Below are 4,510 nucleotides of genomic sequence, written 5' to 3' on the forward strand. Positions count from 1 at the left end.
CCGGTGCCGGTGATGCGGGCGAGGGCTTGGGCGCGGAGGGCGACGATGGTGGTGGCGTCGTCGAGGGTGAGGGCGCCGGCGGTGTAGGCGGCGGCTATTTCGCCTTGGGAGTGGCCCAGGACGGCGTCGGGGTGGATGCCGTGTGCCTTCCACAGTTCGGCGAGGCCGGTGAGGACGGCGAAGAGTGCGGGTTGGACGATGTCGACGCGGTCCAGCCCAGGTGCGTCGGGGTGCTGGGAGAGGACTTCGGTCAGTGACCAGTCGGTGTGTCGGGACAGCGCTGCTTCGCACGCTTCGATGTGGTTGCGGAAGACAGCGGAGCTGGTCATGAGATCGGCAGCCATGCCCGGGTACTGCGAGCCCTGTCCAGGGAAGAGGAACACCGTCTTACCCGAGTGGCCGGTCGTAACGCCCTTGACCAGGCCGGGGTGTTCTTCGCCCCGGGCCAAAGCCTCCAACGCTGCGGTGAGTTCGTCCCGGTCGGTGCCGATGACCACGGCGCGGTGGTCGTGGTGCGCACGGGTGGTGGCGAGGGAGTGCCCGACGTCGGCGGGCTCGAGCTCCGGCCGCTCGGCGACGTGGGTCAGCAGCCGCATCGCCTGGGCTGCCAGCGCCTCGTCCGTCTTCGCTGAGACCGGCCAGGCGAACACCGGGTTGGTGTCCGGCTCGACGGTCTCCTCCGACACCGGCTCGGCGACAGGGGGCGCCTCAAGAATGAGGTGAGCGTTCGTCCCCGAGACGCCGAACGACGAGACACCCGCCCGGCGCGGCCGCTCAACCTCGGGCCACGGGGTCTGCTCGGTCAGCAGGCTGACGGCGCCCGCTTCCCAGTCGACGTGCGAGGTGGGCTCGTCGACGTGCAGGGTCTGGGGCAGAACTCCGTGGCGCATGGCCATGACCATCTTGATGACACCGGCGACCCCTGCCGCCGCCTGCGTGTGGCCGATGTTGGATTTCACCGACCCGAGCCACAACGGCCGCTCCACCGGCCGGTCCTGGCCATAGGTAGCCAGCAGCGCCTGCGCCTCGATCGGGTCGCCGAGCGTCGTCCCCGTTCCGTGCGCCTCGACGACGTCGACATCACCGGTCGTCAGTCGGGCGTTGGCAAGGGCGGCCCGGATGACCCGCTGCTGCGACGGGCCGTTGGGCGCGGTCAGCCCGTTGCTGGCTCCATCCTGGTTGACCGCGGAACCGCGCAGCATGGCCAACACCTGGTGCCCGTTGCGTTCGGCGTCCGACAGTCGCTCCAGCAGCACCAGCCCGACGCCCTCCGCAAAGCCGGCGCCGTCGGCCGCCTCGGCGAAGGACTTGCTCCGTCCGTCCGGTGCCAGACCGCGCTGCCGCGAGAACTCCACGAAGGTCGTCGGCGAGGCCATGACGGTCACGCCGCCGGCCAGCGCCATCGTGCACTCGCCATTGCGCAGCGCCTGCGCGGCCAGGTGCATGGCTACGAGGGACGAGGAGCACGCCGTGTCGATGGTGACCGCCGGGCCCTCCAGGCCCAGCGTGTAGGCGATCCGGCCCGACACCACGCTGCCCGCCGCCGCCGTGCCGAGGAACCCTTCGATGTCCTCCGGCCGCTTCGGCAGCCGTGCCATGTAGTCGTTGTAGATGACACCGGTGAAGACGCCGGTGCTGCTGCCGCGCAACGAGGTCGGGTCGATCCCGGCCCGCTCCAGCGTCTCCCAGCTGGTTTCCAGCAGCAGCCGCTGCTGCGGGTCGATCGCCACCGCCTCGCGCGGTGAGATGCCGAAGAAGTCGGCGTCGAACTCGGCCGCGTCGTGGAGGAATCCGCCTTCCCGCGCGTAGCTCTTGCCGTACGCCGCCGGATCGGGGTCGAACAGGTCGTCCAGGTCCCAGTCCCGGTCGGTGGGGAACCCGCTGATGACGTCGGCGCCGGAGGCGACCACGTCCCAGAGCCGTTCCGGGGACGTGGCTCCGCCCGGGAAGCGGCAGGCCATGGAAACGATCGCGATCGGCTCGTCCGTCGCCGCCCCCGCCGCCCGGACCGTGGCGGCCGGTCCGGCCGTTCCGAGCAGCTCGCCGCGCAGGTACCGGGCGAGGGCCGTGGGCGTCGGGTGGTCGAAGACGAGCGTGGCGGGCAGCCGCAGCCCGGTGGCGGCGGTGAGCCGGTTGCGGAGCTCGACGGCGGTGAGGGAGTCGAAGCCGAGGTCCTGGAAGGCGCGTTCGGTGTCCACGGCGTCGGGCGACGCGTGCCCCAGTACTGCGGCGATGTGTGTACGCGCGAAGTCGACGAGCAGGGCGTGCTGTTCGGGCTCGCCGAGCCCGGCCAGCCGCGCCCGGAGCCCGGACGCGTCGGCGCCCTGCGCGCCACGGCGGGCCCGGATGGGCACCATGGCGGAGAGGACCGCCGGCAGACCACCGGCGGTCGCCTTGTTCCGCAGCACCGGCTGGTTGAAACGGACGGGCAGGAGCTGCGGCCGGTCCACGCCCAGGGCCGCGTCGAGGAGGGTCAGCGCGTGGTCCGTGGACATCGGCATGATGCCGGTGCGGTTGATGCGGGCCACGTCGGTCTCGTCGAGCCGGCTCGTCAGCGTGGTGGCCTGGGCCCAGTAGCCCCAGGCGAGTGAGGTGGCGGGGAGTCCTTGGGCGCGGCGGTGGGTGGCGAGGGCGTCGAGGAAGGTGTTGGCGGCGGCGTAGCCGCTCTGGCCGGGGCTGCCGAGGGTGCCGGCGATGGAGGAATAGAGGATGAAGGCGGCCAGGTCGAGGTTCTTGGTCGCTTGGTGGAGGTGCCAGGCGGCGTCGGCCTTGGGGCGCAGGACGGTGTCGAGCCGCTCCGGAGTGAGCGAGGTGAGCACGGCGTCGTCGAGTGCGGCCGCGCTGTGCACGACGGCGGTCAGGGGATGCTCGGCGTCGATCGATTCGACCAGGCCGGACACGGCCCGCGGGTCGCCGATGTCGCAGGACGCGATGGTCACCTGTGCACCGTGTGCGGTGAGTTCGGCCTCCAGCTCCAGGGCGCCCGGTGCCTCCCGGCCGCTGCGGCTCACGAGCAGGAGGTGGCGGATGCCGTAGTCGCTCACCAGGTGCCGGGCCGTCAGCGCGCCGAGGGTGCCGGTGCCGCCGGTGATCAGGACCGTGCCTTCGGTGTTCAACGAGGGGACGACGCGGTCGAGTTCGGTGGGCTTGGTGCGTACGACTCGCGGTACGTGGGCGTTTCCGTCCCGCAGTGCCAGTTGGGTCTCTCCCGTGGCGGCCGCCGTACTGACGGCCGCGGTGAGGGCCTGGTGGGAGGCGTCGGCGCCGTCGAGGTCGACGAGCAGGACACGGCCGGGGTGTTCGGCCTGGGCCGAACGGGCCAGGCCCCACACGGCCGCGGCGGCGAGGTCGGTGACGTCCTCGTCCGCGCCGACGGCCACCGCGCCGCGCGTGAGCAGTACCAGCCGCGCGTCCGCGAGCCGTTCGTCGGCGAGGTACTCCTGGATGGTGGCGAGCACGTGCTGGATGAGGGCACGCGCCGCCGCGGCGGGGCCGTCCTCGGCCGGGCGGTCGGTGGCCTGGCCGAGGTCGGCCACGATCACCTCGGGCGCGGCGGCTGCCGCCTCGGCGGCCTCGCGCAGCGCGGTCAGATCCGTGAAGCGGACGGCCGCGACGCTCTCGTCGACGGGGGAGTCGCCGATGACCGCCCAGGGGGAGGTGGCGGAATCCGCGGTCGGCAGCGGCAGCGTGGACCAGTCGAGGTGATGCAGGCTGTCCCCACCGGCGTCGCCGAGGCTGAGCTTGCCGGGATCGATGGGACGTACCGCGACGGCCTGGACGGTGACGAGCGGACGGCCGTCCTCGTCCGTGACGTCCACCGAGATCCGGTCCGTGCCGGGCAGGGCGAGTCGTACCCGCACGGTCCGGGACTCCGGGGAGGCGTGCAGGGTGACGCCGGTCCAGATGAACGGCAGGAAGACCTTCCGAGCGCCGTCGCCGTCGGCGTCCGCGCCGATGCCGGCGGCCATGACGGCGTGCAGCGTCGCATCGAGGAGCGCCGGGTGGATGCCGAACCCATCGGTCTCGGTGTCGTCGGGCAGCGAGACCTCGGCGTACGTCGCCTCGTCGTGCCGCCAGGCCGCCGTCAGGCCCTGGAAGACCGGGCCGTAGTGGTAGCCGCGCTCGGCGATGCCCTCGTAGAAACCGTCGAGCGCGATCGGCTCGGCGTTCTCCGGCGGAGTGGCCCGGTGCAGGGGCGGCTCCGGTTCGGTCACGTCGGTCTCGGTGAGCACACCCGTCGCGTGCCGGGTCCACGCCTCGTCGGCCTCGTCCTTGCCCGCCGGACGCGAGTGGATGGTGAGCGCGCGGCGCCCGGGCTGATCCGCCGGTCCGACGATGACCTGGAGGTCGAGGGTGGTGTTCTCGTGGAGGGTGAGGGGTGTTTCGAGGGTGAGTTCTTCGATGTGGGTGTGGTGGGTGTGGTGGGCGGCGTGGAGGGCGAGGTCGAGGTGTGCGGTGCCGGGGAGGATGACGGTTCCGGCGACGGCGTGGTCGGCGAGCCAGGGGTGGG

1 protein-coding gene is annotated in these 4,510 nt (G+C 72.4%); it reads right to left on the reverse strand.

All coding sequences use genetic code 11. The features are described from left to right. On the reverse strand, nucleotides 1–4,510 hold a 4,510-nt coding region (locus ACIGWZ_RS39345), incomplete at both ends, for an SDR family NAD(P)-dependent oxidoreductase (protein WP_400072856.1).

Origin of the sequence: Streptomyces sp. NPDC053427 (assembly GCF_044544985.1) — a bacterium.
In the GTDB taxonomy this organism is placed as follows: Bacteria; Actinomycetota; Actinomycetes; order Streptomycetales; family Streptomycetaceae; genus Streptomyces.